Annotated in this window: 15 protein-coding genes; 7 read left to right on the plus strand and 8 right to left on the minus strand. The window is 34.5% G+C overall.

All coding sequences use genetic code 11. The features are described 5' to 3' along the window. Positions 1–267 precede the first annotated feature (267 nt). From thrS to rplT, 4 genes are all read left to right on the plus strand, one after another. Positions 268–2,208, plus strand: coding sequence for a threonine--tRNA ligase (gene thrS / locus DFQ05_RS09200; protein WP_132705125.1), 1,941 nt, complete (start codon positions 268–270; stop codon positions 2,206–2,208). 27 nt (positions 2,209–2,235) lie between these two features. Continuing rightward, positions 2,236–2,787 carry a translation initiation factor IF-3 gene (gene infC / locus DFQ05_RS09205; protein ID WP_199221994.1) on the plus strand — a complete coding sequence of 184 codons (552 nt, stop codon included), beginning with the start codon at positions 2,236–2,238 and terminating at the stop codon, positions 2,785–2,787. A gap of 64 nt (positions 2,788–2,851) precedes the next feature. Then, positions 2,852–3,049 (plus strand): 50S ribosomal protein L35, encoded by a 198-nt coding sequence (rpmI, locus tag DFQ05_RS09210; protein WP_019388182.1) that lies wholly within the window; start codon positions 2,852–2,854, stop codon positions 3,047–3,049. 102 nt (positions 3,050–3,151) lie between these two features. Then, positions 3,152–3,496, plus strand: a complete 345-nt coding sequence (gene rplT / locus DFQ05_RS09215) for a 50S ribosomal protein L20 (protein WP_073081329.1) — start codon at positions 3,152–3,154, stop codon at positions 3,494–3,496. Between the two features lie 72 nt (positions 3,497–3,568). Here the strand turns inward: rplT and DFQ05_RS09220 are convergent, their stop codons facing one another. From DFQ05_RS09220 to tgt, 8 genes are all read right to left on the minus strand, one after another. Then, positions 3,569–4,636, minus strand: coding sequence for an adenylate/guanylate cyclase domain-containing protein (locus DFQ05_RS09220; protein ID WP_132705127.1), 1,068 nt, complete (start codon positions 4,634–4,636; stop codon positions 3,569–3,571). Between the two features lie 9 nt (positions 4,637–4,645). Beyond that, entirely contained in the window at positions 4,646–5,830 is a 1,185-nt protein-coding gene (locus tag DFQ05_RS09225) for an asparagine synthetase B (RefSeq protein ID WP_132705425.1), read from the minus strand. 158 nt (positions 5,831–5,988) lie between these two features. Further along, positions 5,989–7,029 (minus strand): AI-2E family transporter, encoded by a 1,041-nt coding sequence (locus DFQ05_RS09230; RefSeq protein ID WP_132705128.1) that lies wholly within the window; start codon positions 7,027–7,029, stop codon positions 5,989–5,991. A gap of 52 nt (positions 7,030–7,081) precedes the next feature. After that, positions 7,082–8,611, minus strand: a complete 1,530-nt coding sequence (gene dnaB, locus DFQ05_RS09235; RefSeq protein ID WP_132705129.1) for a replicative DNA helicase — start codon at positions 8,609–8,611, stop codon at positions 7,082–7,084. Positions 8,612–8,867: 256 nt separating this feature from the next. Continuing rightward, positions 8,868–9,821, minus strand: a complete 954-nt coding sequence (locus DFQ05_RS09240; RefSeq protein WP_132705130.1) for an acetyl-CoA carboxylase carboxyltransferase subunit alpha — start codon at positions 9,819–9,821, stop codon at positions 8,868–8,870. Between the two features lie 85 nt (positions 9,822–9,906). Next, a complete protein-coding gene (locus tag DFQ05_RS09245; RefSeq protein WP_132705131.1) occupies positions 9,907–10,797 on the minus strand; it encodes a DMT family transporter in 891 nt (296 codons plus the stop codon). Continuing rightward, positions 10,784–11,863: an LptF/LptG family permease gene (locus tag DFQ05_RS09250; protein WP_132705132.1), complete on the minus strand. Its 1,080-nt coding sequence runs from the start codon at positions 11,861–11,863 to the stop codon at positions 10,784–10,786. Before DFQ05_RS09250 ends, DFQ05_RS09245 begins: the two co-directional genes overlap by 14 nt. Positions 11,864–11,866: 3 nt before the next feature. After that, entirely contained in the window at positions 11,867–12,997 is a 1,131-nt protein-coding gene (gene tgt / locus DFQ05_RS09255; protein ID WP_132705133.1) for a tRNA guanosine(34) transglycosylase Tgt, read from the minus strand. Between the two features lie 169 nt (positions 12,998–13,166). Between tgt and DFQ05_RS09260 the strand changes: the two genes are divergently transcribed. Genes DFQ05_RS09260 through DFQ05_RS09270 form a run of 3 tightly spaced genes read left to right on the plus strand, consistent with a single transcriptional unit; the run spans position 13,167 to position 15,645 of the window. Beyond that, positions 13,167–14,012, plus strand: coding sequence for a transketolase (locus DFQ05_RS09260; RefSeq protein ID WP_132705134.1), 846 nt, complete (start codon positions 13,167–13,169; stop codon positions 14,010–14,012). 32 nt (positions 14,013–14,044) lie between these two features. Further along, positions 14,045–14,998, plus strand: coding sequence for a transketolase family protein (locus DFQ05_RS09265; protein WP_132705135.1), 954 nt, complete (start codon positions 14,045–14,047; stop codon positions 14,996–14,998). Between the two features lie 53 nt (positions 14,999–15,051). Next, complete coding sequence (locus DFQ05_RS09270; protein WP_132705136.1) at positions 15,052–15,645, plus strand: porin family protein; 594 nt, start codon at positions 15,052–15,054, stop codon at positions 15,643–15,645. Positions 15,646–15,703 lie beyond the last annotated feature (58 nt).

The following is a 15,703-nucleotide window of genomic DNA, read 5'->3' on the forward strand; positions in this document are numbered from 1 at the left end:
AATTAAAATTTGCCTTATGTTAACTCATTGACCTAAACTTCCGTTTAATAAACTGATTAATGATTAAGCCCGCGTTAGGGATTGTAGTGGATAGCCCACAGTAAGTCCACCAAATCCTTTTGGTAGACTTGCGAGGACTTGGAACGGAAAGCCCGACCCTCTAGGGGAACGCTATAAAAAGAATATTACACAGTTATTATCTCCTATACTTTGCTAGTTCCTGATATACCTATATATTTGTCAGTTATTAAAAACTTATAAAATATAATGATACAAATTACTCTACCTGACGGTTCGGTGCGCACTTTTAATAAAGGTGTAACACCTTATGAAGTGGCTGTAGATATTAGCGAGGGATTTGCCCGTAATGTTATATCTGCAAAATTCAATAATACAGTTATTGAAACCACCACTCCATTGACCACCGACGGTAGTCTTATATTATATACATGGCGTGATGATGATGGTAAAAAAGCCTTTTGGCATTCTTCTGCCCACGTACTTGCACAAGCTTTAGAAGAACTATATCCTGGTGTAAAACTTTGGGTAGGACCTGCAATTGAAAATGGTTTTTATTATGACGTTGATTTAGGAGAAGGCTCTATTTCTGAAAAGGATTTTAAGCAAATTGAAAATAAAATGCTTGAAATCGCTCGCGGCAAGTACGATTTTAAGATGCGCTCTGTTTCTAAAGCGGATGCACTAGCCATTTACGAGGGTAAAAATGAGTACAAGGTGGATTTGATAGAAAATCTTGAAGACGGTACCATTAGTTTTTGCGACCATTCTACATTTACAGATTTATGTCGCGGTGGACATATCCCTAATACAGGGCTTATTAAGGCTGTAAAGATATTAAGCGTTGCTGGAGCGTATTACAAAGGTGACGAAAATGAAAAACAACTGACACGTGTATATGGTATCTCTTTCCCTAAACAAAAAGAACTCACTGAATATTTACATTTATTAGAAGAAGCAAAGAAACGCGACCATAGAAAACTAGGAAAAGAACTCGAGCTTTTTACATTTTCTCAAAAAGTTGGTCAAGGTCTACCACTATGGCTACCAAAAGGAGCTGCGCTAAGAGAACGTCTAGAAAATTTCTTGAAAGCTGCTCAGAAAAAAGCAGGCTACGAAATGGTCGTTACACCGCATATAGGACAAAAAGAACTTTATGAAACTTCTGGACATTATGCAAAATATGGCGAAGATAGCTTTCAACCTATAAGCACGCCCAACGAAGGTGAAGAATTTTTGTTGAAACCGATGAACTGTCCACATCATTGTGAGATATATAATACGCGACCATTTTCTTATAAAGAGTTACCAAAGCGTTATGCCGAGTTTGGTACAGTATACAGATACGAACAAAGTGGTGAACTGCATGGCTTAACCCGTGTAAGAGGCTTTACTCAAGATGATGCGCATATTTTCTGTACACCAGACCAACTAGATAGAGAGTTTAAAGAAGTTATTGACCTAGTACTTTATGTGTTTGGTTCTTTAGGATTTGAAAACTTTACAGCTCAGGTTTCTATTAGAGACCCAAAAAATCCTGAAAAATACATTGGGAGTGTTGAAAATTGGGAAAAAGCAGAAAATGCAATTCTTAATGCAGCAAAAGATAAAGGTCTCAATTTTGTTGTTGAAGAAGGTGAAGCCGCATTTTATGGACCTAAATTAGATTTTATGGTGAAAGATGCTCTTGGTCGCCAATGGCAATTGGGAACAATCCAAGTAGATTATAACTTGCCAGAACGTTTTGATTTAACTTATAAAGGAAGTGATAATGAGTTGCATAGACCTGTAATGATTCACCGTGCACCTTTTGGAAGTATGGAGCGCTTTGTAGCTATTTTACTAGAACATACAGGAGGTAATTTTCCGCTTTGGCTAATGCCTGAGCAAGCTATTGTCTTATCAATCAGTGAGAAATATGAAAAATACGCTGAAAAAGTTTTAAATTTGCTAGAAAATGACGAAATTCGCGCCCTCGCAGATAATAGAAACGAGACTGTAGGCAAGAAAATTCGGGAAGCCGAAATGCAGAAGTATCCGTTTATGATTATTGTTGGCGAGCAAGAAGAGAAAGACAATACAATAACGGTAAGGGCGCACGGTGGTGAGGATCTTGGCACAATAAGTGTAGAAGCTTTCTCAGCAATAGTAAAAAAGCAAATAAACGAAAGTCTTAAAACTTTCAAATAAAAGAAGTTTAATTAAAATTTATAAGCCATAGCAATACGTAGAAGAAAAAATTTCAGCAGACGTGTAGTCCAAGAGGACAAGCACAGAATAAACGGAAAAATTAGATCCGAAGAGGTAAGGCTTGTCGGAGACAATGTAGAAATAGGTGTATATCCTACACGCAAAGCCTTGGACATAGCAGATGAACAAGGGTTAGATTTAGTAGAGATTTCGCCAAACGCTAATCCGCCTGTCTGCAAAGTTATGGACTATAAAAAGTTTCTTTATGAGCAAAAGAAACGCGAAAAGGCTTTAAAGTCTAAAGCCACCAAAGTTGTAGTTAAGGAAATTAGATTTGGACCACAAACTGATGACCATGACTACGAATTTAAAAAGAAACACGCAGAAAAGTTTTTAAAAGATGGTGCAAAGCTTAAGGCTTTTGTGTTTTTTAAAGGACGCTCTATTGTGTTTAAAGAGCAAGGACAGATATTACTATTAAGACTTGCTCAGGATTTAGAGGAGTTTGGTAAAGTAGAACAAATGCCAAAATTAGAAGGTAAACGTATGATTATGTTTATCGCTCCAAAGAAAAAGTAAAAAGTAGCCGAAAGAGATTCGGTTTTAAGATAATAAGCGAAACGTAATTAAATAATAGGAGAAAATGCCTAAAATGAAAACCAAATCAAGTGCTAAGAAACGTTTCAAACTAACTGGCACTGGTAAGATTAAAAGAAAGCACGCTTTTAAGAGTCATATTTTGACAAAAAAATCTAAAAAGCGTAAGCTAGCGTTAACTCATGATACATTAGTACATAAGGCTGACGAAGACAACATTAAAACCATGTTACGTTTAAAGTAATATAGTTTTAATCGGTTAAAATTATTTTATAAACCCTGGAGTTAGGCAAAATTATTTAGCAAGTACCATAGTGGTCGCCTACTACAAAAAACAATTAAAGAAATGCCAAGATCAGTAAATTCAGTTGCAAAGAGAGCTAGAAGAAAAAAGGTTCTTAAGCAAGCAAAAGGCTACTGGGGAAGACGTAAAAACGTTTGGACAGTAGCAAAAAATGCGGTAGATAAAGCGATGCAATACTCGTACAGAGACCGCAGAAACAAAAAAAGAACATTCCGTGCATTATGGATTATGCGTATTAACGCAGGTGCAAGACAACATGGGATGAGCTATTCGAAATTCATGGGGAAATTAAAAGCTAATAATATTGAATTGAATCGTAAGGTTCTTGCAGATTTAGCTATGAATCACCCTGAGGCTTTTGAAGCTATAGTAAACAAAGTTAAATAAGGCTTTTAGCCAAATTAATAACAACATTTCGCTTAGAAAAACCCACTTAAATGAGTGGGTTTTTTGTTTGTATTATTGAATTGCATAAATCTTAAGCCTTTCTGACTTTCCTTTAAGCTCCATATCTTGTGCTAATAGCTGAAAATGAGAAGGAGAAATGTTCAAATTTTCCATTACAGACTCAGAAAGCAGTAAAGACTTATTAAACTTATTACATAAACTTTGAATTCTGGAAGCGGTGTTTATTACGTCACCATGAAATGCTAAATCTTTTTTTACTGTACCAATCTCTGCTACCATTAACTTTCCAAAGTGCACACCTGCTTTAAAAACAGGCCAGAAATTATACTTCTTTTCAAAATAACTACGTCTTTTTTCTAATCTTTTCTGAAAAGCAAAAAACATGTTAATACAATTATTATTTCTAAATCCACTTTTCCCTCTCCAATAAATGACTGCTTCATCACCGACGTATTGATAAACTTCAGCTTCAAAACGATTTAGCGTTATGTTCAAGTCTAAAAAGCAATCTTGTATAAATTGACTATACATTTTATGTCCCAATTGCTCTGCTATTTTAGTAGAGTCCTTTAAATCTAAAAACATTAAAACGTTTTCTTGTTCTTTTGGTTTTTTATACTGACCTACAAGAACTTGCAAAAAATTTCCTCTACCGAATCTTCCATTAGCTATACGAATTAAGGAAAATACTATTGATGCTATAACAAAGTATATAACAGTAATCCAAAAAAATGGGTCCTTCCGCCACCACCCTATTTCGTTTGGCAAATCTAAATCTGTTAGTTCTTCTAAATAAAAAGAGGTAAGACTTAGCACAACTATGATAAGTATAAAATAGATAATAGATTTAAGTATAATACTTAGTCCTAGGACAAGACGCTTACTAAACCTGTCGAATAAAAATTCTATAATCGCATAAAATAGACTTACAATTAGCCCTACGATAATAGCACCTTCAAAATAAGCTCTTAAAGGCAAGTCTAAAACATCATCAGTAAATAGAGACAATTCTGATTCAAGACCATTATACCGTATCGCAGTAAATAGTATAAATGCGCCTACCCAAAAAATAGTAGATATTAAAAAAAGTCGTAAAAAAGATTTAGTGCTATTGGACATTGAAGCTTATTAAGTCTTCTGCTTTTTCTTTTTAGCAGCAGGAAACAAGACATTATTAAGTATTAGCCTATATCCAGGAGATGTGGGATGTAAGTCTAATTCTGTTTTTGGGTCACCTACTCGGTGCGTATAATCTTCTGGATCATGACCGCCATAGAAGGTAAAAAAACCTTTTCCTTTAATACCATGGATGTACTTAGCCTCGCCATTAGTCTTATTTTCTCCCATAACTAAAACATTAGACTTTATTTGTTCTCTTGTAAACGACGTTGTTTGTCCCATAAAGCCTTTTACCAAAGCCGTATGGTTCTGCGTTAACATGGTTGGAATTGGATCCCATTTGGCCGAATATTCCATTAGAGAAAAATAATCTGTTTCTTTCGGAATTCTTCTTTTACGCGTCATATCTATTGAAGAAAACTCATAAATATTAGGATTTCTCTCTAATATAAAATCTTTAAAAGCAAAGGTTTTACTATAGTCTATTTTGTTTTGATAACCAGGGTCACTACCATCGCCATCGAACATCGGTTCACAGATATCCACACCTTCAGCAGACAAAGCAATATCAAAACTATCTGTGGCTGAACACATAGCAAACATAAATCCGCCACCAGCAACATAATTTCTAATCTTAAGAGCGACATCTAATTTAGCTTCAGATACTTTATTATAACCTAACTTTCTAGCTAACGCTTCGGCCTCTTTTTTTTCTTCTATGTACCATGCTGCAGAACGATATGTTCTGTAAAATTTTCCGTATTGCCCCGTAAAATCTTCATGATGTAGATGCAACCAATCGTAAAGTAATAATCCGTCTTTAAGAACTTCTTCATCATAAATAGTTTCATAAGGAATTTCGGCATAGGTCAAAACCATGGTCACCGCATCATCCCAAGGTTGTTTCCCGTACGGCGTATAAACAGCGATTTTTGGTGCTTTTTCTAGTACAACGGCTTCTTGATTTACAGCAGGACTAGCAATCTCGTCTAAGATTTGCTCTGCTTGGGCGTCTGATATTAATTCAAAAGAGACACCTCTTATTTGGCATTCTCTTCTAATAATATCTGCATCTGGTAATAAAAAAGACCCACCTCTGTAATTTAGCAACCATTTTACTTTTAAATTTCGCTCCAAGGTCCAATAGGTTACACCATAGGCTTTTAAATGATTTTCTTGAGTTTCTGCATCCATAGGCACCAGAATGTATGACGCATGAGCCCAAGTAGTACAAAAAATAATAGTAAAAAGTAAAAGAAATCGTTTCAATCTGTTAATAATTTGATTTGAAAGATAACTAAAATTTAATTCGGAGATTAAGCCTTTATTATTCTTTTAAGAATTAATAGATTCTAAATATCTTCTATTGTTGTCTGCTTTCCAGAAAGCAAACTGGCAATAATTCTGGTGGATTGAAATTGTTCTAAAATAATCTTTAGAAAAACAGTTATTGGAATTGCCATAATTAATCCAGGAATTCCCCATAAAAATCCCCAGAACATCAACATTACTAGGACCGCAATAATATTTATTGAAAATGATTTTCCCATAAAAATTGGCTCTAAAATGGCTCCAAAAACTACTTGAACAAGTGTAATGGACAACATAAAAAACAATAAGATACTAGTTGTGTCTAATTCTACAAATGCAAATATCGATAGTAAAATTACAGATACAAACGAACCTACCATCTGAACAAAATTTATCGCAAATGCAAATAATCCCCAGAATATTGGAAAACTTACATCGAAGAACACACACATTAAACCGGTAAATAATCCTGTTAAAGCACTAACTAAAAACTTGACTTTAATAAATTTTATTAAGTCCTTTTCAATTTTCATAAACGCTTTTATGGATGTGTATTTTTGTCGTAAAAGGGTATTGTTAATTAAAGTGTGGACATTTATTGATTCTGCTAACCAAAGGACCACAAAAAAAGCCGTCATTAACAACATGGTCAAGAATTTTCGCAGAAATCCTATAGTATTTCCAATATTCTCTTTTTGAAAAAACTGTGCTAAAACATTTTTATTAGAAGCTACCTCTATGCCAAAACTAGAAGACAGATATGTCTTTAGGCTTTCAATTTTTGGCTCGGCTTTATCAAGAAACTCTGAGTTGTTTGCTAATATTTCCTTACTGGATAACTGTATAAGTTCTATTCCTATTTTTAATCCACCGGCAACAAGAAGCAAAACAATGATAATACTAAAAAACTTTGGGATATTTTTTCGGCCTAACCAACGCATTAATGGTAAAAACAATAATGCAATAAACATTGAAAATATTAATGGAATAAAAATAAAAGATAATACCTTAAGTAAATAAAATACGATAGGTATTACGATTATAAGTAGTAAAATATTGGTTGTTCGTCTTTCGTTAAGCATAGAACAAAGCTAACTCTTATATTAAATAAATTATCTGAAAAAAATGATAAAATTAGAATGGTACACCATCATCGTCTGGTGCATCAAAAGCATCGCTTGCTGAAGGAAAATTATCCGTTTTAAATGTATCATCGTTGGCAGCAGCATTTAATTTAGACTGAAACTCGAAAGGCGTATCAAAGTCATCTAAATTATCGAACTTACCTAGATGTCCTATAAATTTAAGTCTAATATTATCTAAACCACCATTTCTGTGCTTTGCAACAATAAATTCACCCTGACCTTCTGTTGGCGAACGTTCTTCGTCATCCCACTCGTCAATCTTGTAATACTCTGGACGGTATATAAACGATACAATATCCGCATCTTGTTCTATAGCTCCAGATTCACGTAAATCCGATAATAATGGTCGTTTACTTCCGCCACGAGTTTCTACAGCACGAGACAATTGAGATAACGCAATTACAGGAACATTTAATTCTTTAGCTAAAGCCTTAAGATTACGAGAAATCATTGAGATTTCTTGTTCTCTGTTTCCTCCTTTTTGGCTTCCACCACCCGTCATTAATTGCAAGTAATCAATAATTATCATCTTTATACCATACTGAGACGAAAGTCTTCTAGCTTTAGCACGTAAATCGAAAATAGATAGTGACGGTGTGTCATCGATAAATAGTGGGGCTTTTTCTAACGTTTTTACTTTTACATTAAGTTGCTCCCATTCGTGTTTTTCTAATTTTCCTGTTCTCAGTTTTTCTGAAGACAAACCCGTTTCACTAGAAATTAAACGTGTAATAAGTTGTACTGAAGACATCTCTAAAGAGAAGAATGCCACAGGAATATTACTATTTACAGCAATATTACGGGCCATTGTTAAGGTCAAGGCCGTTTTACCCATACCTGGACGTGCTGCAACAATAATTAAATCGGATGGCTGCCAGCCCGAGGTTAACTTATCTAACTTATCAAATCCTGATGGTATACCACTGAGTCCTTCTTTATTAGATATTTCTTCAATTTTTTTCTTAGCTTGAATTACTAAGCTTTGAGCTGTCTCTGTTGATTTCTTTACATTGCCTTGAGTAACTTCGTAGAGTTTAGCTTCGGCATTATCCAAAAGATCAAAAACATCCTTACCTTCATCATAGGCTTCCTCAATAATTTCGTTTGAAATTTTTATAAGGCTACGCTGAATATACTTTTGAAGAATAATACGCGCATGGAACTCTATATGGGCAGACGAAGAAACACGTTGTGTTAAAGAGATGAGATAAAAATCACCACCTACAGCATCTAACTTTCCGTCTTTTCGCAATTGCGTAGAAACTGTTAATAAGTCAACAGGTTCGCTATTTTCAAAAAGTTTAAAAATGGCTTCAAATATATCTCGATGTGCTTGTTTATAGAAAGCGTCCGGGCTAAGAATATCAATAACCTCATCCACACCTTTTTTATCAATCATCATGGCACCAAGTACAACCTCTTCTAGGTCTAAAGCTTGAGGTGGAATTTTTCCTTTTTCTAGACTAATAATAGAACTTTTGTCAACTTTATAGCCTTGTACTGGGTTAGGTTGTTTCATTTATAGTGATTGATTTTTTTATTAATCTTTGATTTTGCAGTTAGTTGTTATGCGCTGAAATACGATAAAAATGAGTCATCGTTTTCAAGGTTTACGAAAGTAAATAAATACTTTAATTTCTATGGTTTAGAGACTATGCAATCATCAACACTTCATTAACAAATTAACTGTTAATAACTCGAATATATTGTTAATAGAGCCAAAAAAACTGAAGTAAAAAACTTCAGTCTTTCCGTTAGTCTATGTTTTGTTGGACTTAAGATTTATAAACGCCCATATTACTATACTTCTCCATTCGGTTATTTATTAAATCTTTTGGTGATAAGTTTTTAAGCTCGTCGTAAGTTTTAACAATGGCGTTTTGTACTGCCAAAAATGTTTTTTCTCTATCCTTATGAGCTCCTCCTAATGGTTCTTTAATAATCTGGTCTACCAACTTCATTCGCTTCATGTCTTTAGCGGTAAGCTTAAGAGCTTCTGCCGCTTGTTCTTTGTACTCCCAACTGCGCCATAAAATAGAAGAGCAAGACTCCGGAGAAATTACAGAATACCAGGTGTTTTCTAACATTAATACTTTGTCACCAACACCAATACCTAATGCACCTCCTGATGCACCTTCGCCAATAATAATGGTGATGATAGGCACTTTTAGTCTTGTCATTTCCAAAATGTTTCGCGCAATAGCCTCACCTTGACCTCTTTCTTCGGCTTCAAAACCCGGATAGGCTCCCGGTGTATCGATTAAAGTAACTACAGGAATTCCAAACTTTTCTGCAGACTTCATTAAGCGCAACGCTTTTCTATAGCCTTCAGGATTAGACATCCCAAAATTTCTATACTGCCTAGTTTTTGTATTGTATCCTTTTTGCTGACCAATAAACATATAGCTCTGGTCTCCTATTTTACCTAAACCACCAATCATTGCTTTATCGTCCTTCACATTTCTATCGCCATGAAGTTCTAAAAAGCTGTCGCCACACAACGCTTTTATATGGTCTAATGTATAAGGTCTATCTGGATGCCTTGACAACTGTACACGTTGCCAAGCGGTAAGATTTTTATAGATATCTTTCTTGGTATCCTCTAGTTTTTTCTCTATTTGCTTGCAGGTTTCTGTAACGTCTACTTCACTTTCATCGCCAATAATTCTGCATTTTTGCAATTGGTCTTCTAGTTCTTTTATCGGTAATTCAAACTCTAAATATTCCATACAATTTGAAATTAGTTTATTTAGTTAGATGACAAAAATATAAATTACAACTTAGCTATGGGCTATTTTAATATGATAAATTAAATTAAGTACGTTTCTTTTTGCGATAATTCTTCAGTAAAGCATCAAAAACAACTGCGCAAATAACTATGATAGCACCGATATAAAATTGAGGAGACATTTTCTCTTTATCAGGAAAAAATAAAAGCGCTAAAATAATTCCGTATACAGGCTCTAAGTTGTAACTAAGGATTACTGTAAAGGGCGAAATGTATTTCATGATTTCCACCGCGGCAATGAAAGCATAAGCTGTACAAATTGAGGCTAGAATTATAAGATAAATCCAATCGTTATTCGATAATGTAAAAAAAGCAACATCAAAACCGTCATAAAACAAAATTATACAAACACTTATGCAAATAACTCCGCTTACGAACTCATAAAAAGAAATGACACTAGCCTTGTGCTTTCTTATAAGTTTACCATTGATGACGGCGAATAAGGTTGAAAAAAGTGCTGATGATAAACCCAAAATAATACCATTAATGTATTTAAGTTCGCCTTGTGTGATTAGAAAAATTCCAATTATCACTATAATTCCAAATAAAATCTCATAATACAAAATTCTCCGCTTGAAGATTAAAGGCTCCACAAATGATGCAAAGAAAGCGCCAGACGAAAACATGGCTAAAGTTATGGATACATTCGATTGATTAATAGCCTCGAAAAACGTAATCCAATGTGCGGCTATGATTAATCCAGCAATGCTTAATTGAAATAAGAGTCGCTTAGTAATTCTTAAATTCTTCTTTGTTATTCTAATGTACCCATACATTAGAATACCTGCTATTAACATTCTATACCATACCAAAGCAAAAGAACCTATAGAAATAAGCTCTCCTAAAATAGCCGTAAAACCAGCTATAAAAACCAAAAAATGTAAATGAAGATAATGCTTTATACTAGCGTCTGGCATTGTTTAATAGATATAATGCTAAAATACCAAAAACAACATTTGGAAACCAAACCGCTATTAATGGAGAAAAATTAGCTTGCTCTGCTAATACACCGAATATTTTATCGAAAAACACAAAGACCATTGCTATTGTGATACCAATAGCCAAATTAATTCCCATTCCGCCTCTTCGTTTAACAGAAGATACAGCAACAGCAATGATTGTTAGAATGAAAACAGAAACTGGCAAGCTCCATTTTTTATATTTTACAACTTCGTATCGACCTATATTAGGCGAACCACGCCTCTTTTCTTTATCAATAAAATCTACTAATTCGCCATAAGGTTTTGTCTCAGCAATATAATTAACTGGTGTTAAATCATCGACATCGAAAGAAAATTTTAAATCTATGCTGTTTTCACTCTCTACAGTTACATTGCCATTAGTGTCATACACTCGCTTATAATATCTACTGAGTCTGTACAACGAATCTTCTTCAACATAACGAATATTATTAGCAAAAATCTTGTATTTAAGTTTATTATCTTCTAAGTATTCCAAAGTGAAATTCTGTCCATTTTTACTCTTAGGATCAAAATTACTTACGTATACAATTTCATTATCGGATAATCTTCTATACACATCTTGGGTATCTTGAATATTCTTATTTCTTGAAAGGTACTTATATCTAAACTCATTAAAACCTTTACTTGCTTTAGGAGCTAAAATCATCCCTAGCATCAAGGCTAAAAAAGCTACAATTGTTGCACCTATTAAATAAGGTCTAAGAAATCTTGTAAACGAAACTCCAGAACTAAGAAACGCTACAATTTCTGTATTATTTGCTAATTTGGAGGTAAAGAAAATTACAGATAGAAATAAAAATAACGGAAAAAGAAGATTAGCAAAATAAATAGTAAAATTTAAAAGGTACATTGCTAATTCGTCAAAAGGTACATCATTACTTAAGATCTTGCCTATTTTTTCGGCCATATGCACCATTATTGCTATAGGTATAAACAGCAATAACATCATTAAAAATGTAAACAAATAGCGCTTAAGTATGTACCAATCTAATATTTTCATTACTTACAAACGCTTATCCATTTGTTTTACCATTTTGTCTTTCCATGTTCTAAAATCTCCTTCAATAATATGCTTTCTAGCTTCTCTTACTAACCATAAATAGAAACCTAAGTTATGTATTGTTGCTATTTGCTTTCCTAATAATTCGTTTACCGAAAATAAATGTTTTAGGTATGCCTTGCTATATTCTGTATCTACAAAGGTGATTCCCATTTCGTCGATAGGCGAAAAATCATCTGCCCATTTTCTATTTTTAATATTTATTGTGCCATGAGCTGTAAATAACATTCCGTTTCTGGCATTACGAGTTGGCATGACACAATCGAACATATCTACACCTAACGCAATATTCTCTAAAATATTGATTGGTGTACCAACGCCCATTAAATATCTTGGTTTATCTTCTGGTAAAATGTCACAAACAACATCGGTCATGGCATACATCTCTTCTGCAGGCTCGCCTACGGACAAACCACCTATGGCGTTACCTTCTGCTCCAACTCCTGCAATATATTCTGCAGATTGTTTTCTCAAATCTTTATAGGTACTTCCTTGTACGATTGGAAAAAAGGCTTGAGAATAATCGTACTTAAAAGGCGTCTTTTTAAGATGTGTTAAACAACGTTCTAACCAACGATGCGTCATATGCATTGACCGTTGCGCATATTTATAATCACAAGGATAAGGTGTACACTCATCGAACGCCATAATAATATCTGCACCTATTGAACGTTGAATTTCCATAACATTCTCTGGTGTAAATAAATGCATACTACCATCTATATGTGATTTAAATTTTACACCTTCTTCTTTAATCTTTCTATTAGCTGATAGCGAATATACCTGATAACCTCCAGAATCGGTAAGAATATTTCTATCCCAATTCATAAACTTATGCAAACCGCCTGCCTTTTCTAAAATTTGTGTTTGGGGGCGCAAGTACAAGTGATAGGTATTGCCAAGAATAATATCTGGATTGATATCATTCTTCAATTCTCTTTGATGAACACCCTTTACAGTTGCAACTGTACCGACTGGCATAAATATAGGCGTCTCAATTTTTCCATGGTCCGTAGTTATTTCTCCTGCCCTAGCTTTACTATTCTTATCAGCTGCAATTCTTGTAAAATTCATTTAAAATAGATGTGAAAGCGCAAATATAAATAACTCCTACTCATAAGTTAGAAATAAGATTTAAAATTGTTAGCAAATCCATTAAATCGTTAATAAATGACTATAATCTCTTTTTGTCAACCCCTGATAATCTTCTATTTTTGGTGCATTAAAATTAGCCATATATAAGATGCCAGACATTCAAAAATTACAAAATTTAACCACTCAAGTCCGAAGAGATATTCTTCGCATGGTACACAAAGTAAACTCTGGTCACCCTGGAGGTTCTCTAGGTTGTGCCGAATTTTTCGTTGCCCTTTACAAAGAAATCATGGATACTAAAGACCATTTTGATATGGATGGTATTGGAGAAGATCTTTTCTTTCTTTCTAACGGACATATTTCTCCTGTTTATTATAGTGTCTTAGCAAGATGTGGATACTTTCCTGTAGACGAATTAAATACGTTTAGATTAATCGATTCAAGATTACAAGGACATCCAACAACTCACGAAGGGTTACCAGGTGTAAGAATTGCATCGGGTTCTTTAGGACAAGGTATGTCTGTTGCAATAGGCGCAGCTGAAGCCAAAAAACTAAATAACGACAACCATCTGATTTATAGTCTCCATGGAGATGGCGAATTACAGGAAGGGCAGAATTGGGAAGCCATTATGTATGCCTCTGCAAATAAGGTGGATAATCTTATCTCTACTATAGATTTAAACGGAAAACAAATCGACGGCGCCACTGACGATGTATTGCCCATGGGAAGTTTAAAAGCAAAATTTGAAGCTTTTGGCTGGATTGTTCTAGAAATAAAAGAAGGTAATAATATCGAAGCCATACTAGATGGTATGTCTGAGGCAAAAGCGCAAACAGGAAAAGGCAAACCCGTTTGTGTGCTTTTAGAAACTGAAATGGGTAACGGTGTCGATTTTATGATGCATACACATGCTTGGCACGGTAAAGCTCCTAATGATGAGCAGTTAGAAATTGCATTATCACAAAACGCCGAAACCTTAGGAGATTATTAATTAAGAATCCATCTAGTTTGATGAATACTATTATGAAAACATACGAAAACACAGGAAATAAAGATACACGCTCTGGCTTTGGAGCAGGTTTAACCGAGCTTGGTAAGACTAACGAGAATGTAGTTGCACTTTGTGCAGACCTTATTGGGTCATTAAAAATGGACGAATTTAAAGCCAATCATCCCGAACGCTTTTTCCAAGTTGGAATTGCCGAAGCGAATATGATTGGTATAGCCGCTGGTCTAACCATAGGAGGAAAAATACCGTTTACTGGAACATTTGCTAATTTTTCAACAGGTAGAGTTTATGACCAAATTAGACAAAGTGTCGCTTACTCTGGTAAAAACGTAAAAATTTGTGCCTCTCATGCTGGAGTAACACTTGGTGAAGATGGTGCTACTCACCAAATATTAGAAGACATTGGATTGATGAAAATGCTTCCTGGAATGACTGTTATTAACACCTGCGACTATAACCAAACAAAAGCAGCGACTTTAGCAATAGCAGAGCACAAAGGCCCTGTTTATTTACGCTTTGGTCGTCCTAAGGTAGCAAATTTTACATCCGAAAATCAGAAGTTTGAAATTGGTAAAGCTGTAAAATTAACAGACGGAATAGATGTTACAATAGTAGCTACTGGGCATTTAGTTTGGGAAGCGTTAGAAGCATCAAAAGTACTATATGAACAAGGCATATCTGCCGAAGTAATTAATATCCATACGATTAAACCTTTGGATGAAGACGCTATTCTTAAGTCTGTGGCAAAAACAGGTTGCATCGTAACTGCTGAGGAGCATAACTATTTAGGTGGTTTAGGCGAAAGTGTTTCTAGAACTTTAGTAAAAAATAATCCGACACCTCAAGAGTTTGTAGCAACGAACGATACTTTTGGAGAATCAGGAACGCCTTCCCAACTAATGGACAAGTATGGGTTAAATGCAAAAGCGATTATAGAGGCCTCAAAAAAAGTGCTAAAAAGAAAATAAGTTGAGTTTGGCAACGTTTTTGTTAAAGTAATCTAAATCAAAAACGAATAATTATGAAAAATTTATTTTTAACTGCATTATGTATTGCAGGATTTTCAACAGCATTGTTTGCGCAAAGCGGAAGCGGATTTGGGATTAAAGCTGGTTTAAATTACGCTGGTAACGGTGATTATTTTGAATCTGCCAGTAGTAACGCTCAAAATCCCGACAAAAATATTGGCTACCATATTGGTCTTTTCGGGAAATTAGGAAACAAACTTTATTTCAGACCAGAATTAGTTTACACTAAAATAAAAAGCGATTACGACTCTGGTGAGTTTGACATGCAAAAACTAGATTTACCATTACTAGTTGGGCTTAAAGTATTAGGTCCTGTAAATGTTTTTGCTGGACCAGCTTTTCAGTACGTGCTAGATACCGATTCTGGTTTTACCAATTTAGGAATTGATGAACTTGAAAATGATTTTAGTGTAGGTCTTAACTTTGGGATAGGCATTAATCTTAACAGAATAGGTATTGATTTGAGGTATGAAAGAGGCTTTAGCGATAATGAAGCCACATTTATTGACAATAACAATATTATTACAACAGACCGTCTAGACACACGTCCAGAACAATTAATTCTAAGCCTTTCGTATAAGATTTAATATAATCTAAACACAACAAAAAAAGCCGCTAGAAATTAGCGGTTTTTTTATGAAAATC

It is taken from the genome of Winogradskyella wandonensis (assembly GCF_004346845.1).
In the GTDB taxonomy this organism is placed as follows: domain Bacteria; phylum Bacteroidota; class Bacteroidia; order Flavobacteriales; family Flavobacteriaceae; genus Winogradskyella; species Winogradskyella wandonensis.

Coding starts and splice junctions, on each gene's coding strand:
- DFQ05_RS09230 (WP_132705128.1), bottom strand. CDS start 7,029: ATGCTTAACGAAAGACGAACAACCAATATTTTACTACTTATAATCGTA.
- DFQ05_RS09220 (WP_132705127.1), bottom strand. CDS start 4,636: ATGTCCAATAGCACTAAATCTTTTTTACGACTTTTTTTAATATCTACT.
- DFQ05_RS09265 (WP_132705135.1), top strand. CDS start 14,045: ATGAAAACATACGAAAACACAGGAAATAAAGATACACGCTCTGGCTTT.
- tgt (WP_132705133.1), bottom strand. CDS start 12,997: ATGAATTTTACAAGAATTGCAGCTGATAAGAATAGTAAAGCTAGGGCA.
- DFQ05_RS09225 (WP_132705425.1), bottom strand. CDS start 5,830: ATGGATGCAGAAACTCAAGAAAATCATTTAAAAGCCTATGGTGTAACC.
- DFQ05_RS09270 (WP_132705136.1), top strand. CDS start 15,052: ATGAAAAATTTATTTTTAACTGCATTATGTATTGCAGGATTTTCAACA.
- DFQ05_RS09245 (WP_132705131.1), bottom strand. CDS start 10,797: ATGCCAGACGCTAGTATAAAGCATTATCTTCATTTACATTTTTTGGTT.
- DFQ05_RS09250 (WP_132705132.1), bottom strand. CDS start 11,863: ATGAAAATATTAGATTGGTACATACTTAAGCGCTATTTGTTTACATTT.
- rpmI (WP_019388182.1), top strand. CDS start 2,852: ATGCCTAAAATGAAAACCAAATCAAGTGCTAAGAAACGTTTCAAACTA.
- dnaB (WP_132705129.1), bottom strand. CDS start 8,611: ATGAAACAACCTAACCCAGTACAAGGCTATAAAGTTGACAAAAGTTCT.
- DFQ05_RS09240 (WP_132705130.1), bottom strand. CDS start 9,821: ATGGAATATTTAGAGTTTGAATTACCGATAAAAGAACTAGAAGACCAA.
- thrS (WP_132705125.1), top strand. CDS start 268: ATGATACAAATTACTCTACCTGACGGTTCGGTGCGCACTTTTAATAAA.
- DFQ05_RS09260 (WP_132705134.1), top strand. CDS start 13,167: ATGCCAGACATTCAAAAATTACAAAATTTAACCACTCAAGTCCGAAGA.
- rplT (WP_073081329.1), top strand. CDS start 3,152: ATGCCAAGATCAGTAAATTCAGTTGCAAAGAGAGCTAGAAGAAAAAAG.